At 50.7% G+C, this 1723-nt stretch carries 1 rRNA gene; it reads right to left on the bottom strand.

Annotation, left to right across the window (positions count from 1 at the left end):
* Positions 1–19 precede the first annotated feature (19 nt).
* A 16S ribosomal RNA gene (locus tag J7Q78_RS09925) occupies positions 20–1591 on the bottom strand.
* Positions 1592–1723 lie beyond the last annotated feature (132 nt).

The raw sequence follows: 1723 nt of genomic DNA on the forward strand, positions 1-1723 counted from the left end.
TTTCCGTATTATTCCTTAGAAAGGAGGTGATCCAGCCGCAGGTTCTCCTACGGCTACCTTGTTACGACTTCACCCTAATCATCTGTCCCACCTTAGACGGCTGGCTCCCCGAAGGGTTACCTCACCGGCTTTGGGTGTTACAAACTCTCATGGTGTGACGGGCGGTGTGTACAAGGCCCGGGAACGTATTCACCGCGGCATGCTGATCCGCGATTACTAGCGATTCCGGCTTCATGTAGGCGAGTTGCAGCCTACAATCCGAACTGAGAATGGTTTTAAGAGATTAGCTAAACCTCGCGGTCTCGCAACTCGTTGTACCATCCATTGTAGCACGTGTGTAGCCCAGGTCATAAGGGGCATGATGATTTGACGTCGTCCCCACCTTCCTCCGGTTTGTCACCGGCAGTCTCACTAGAGTGCCCAACTGAATGCTGGCAACTAGTAATAAGGGTTGCGCTCGTTGCGGGACTTAACCCAACATCTCACGACACGAGCTGACGACAACCATGCACCACCTGTCACTTTGTCCCCGAAGGGAAAGCTCTATCTCTAGAGTGGTCAAAGGATGTCAAGACCTGGTAAGGTTCTTCGCGTTGCTTCGAATTAAACCACATGCTCCACCGCTTGTGCGGGCCCCCGTCAATTCCTTTGAGTTTCAACCTTGCGGTCGTACTCCCCAGGCGGAGTGCTTAATGCGTTAGCTGCGGCACTGAAGGGCGGAAACCCTCCAACACCTAGCACTCATCGTTTACGGCATGGACTACCAGGGTATCTAATCCTGTTTGCTACCCATGCTTTCGAGCCTCAGCGTCAGTTACAGACCAGACAGCCGCCTTCGCCACTGGTGTTCTTCCATATATCTACGCATTTCACCGCTACACATGGAGTTCCACTGTCCTCTTCTGCACTCAAGTTTCCCAGTTTCCGATGCACTTCTTCGGTTGAGCCGAAGGCTTTCACATCAGACTTAAAAAACCGCCTGCGCTCGCTTTACGCCCAATAAATCCGGACAACGCTTGCCACCTACGTATTACCGCGGCTGCTGGCACGTAGTTAGCCGTGGCTTTCTGGTTGGATACCGTCACTACCTGATCAGTTACTATCAAATACATTCTTCTCCAACAACAGAGTTTTACGATCCGAAAACCTTCTTCACTCACGCGGCGTTGCTCCATCAGACTTGCGTCCATTGTGGAAGATTCCCTACTGCTGCCTCCCGTAGGAGTCTGGGCCGTGTCTCAGTCCCAGTGTGGCCGATTACCCTCTCAGGTCGGCTATGCATCACGGTCTTGGTGAGCCTTTACCTCACCAACTAACTAATGCACCGCGGGTCCATCCTAAAGTGATAGCCGAAACCATCTTTCAACCTTGCACCATGCGGTGCTAGGTTTTATGCGGTATTAGCATCTGTTTCCAAATGTTATCCCCCACTTTAGGGCAGGTTACCCACGTGTTACTCACCCGTCCGCCACTCACTCAAATGTTATCAATCAGAAGCAAGCTTCTTCAATCTAACGAGAGTGCGTTCGACTTGCATGTATTAGGCACGCCGCCAGCGTTCGTCCTGAGCCAGGATCAAACTCTCGATTAAAAGTTTGTAGCTCTTGTTTTGTTACTTAATTTATTTGCTAGCGAAATTGACTTCGCAAATATGTTTTGTGCCCCGAAGGGCGACCCTACACATTTGGTTTGTCGAAACTTTGTTCAGTTTTCAAAGGTCTAC

Source organism: Latilactobacillus fragifolii (assembly GCF_905332535.1).
Taxonomy (GTDB): Bacteria; Bacillota; Bacilli; order Lactobacillales; family Lactobacillaceae; genus Latilactobacillus; species Latilactobacillus fragifolii.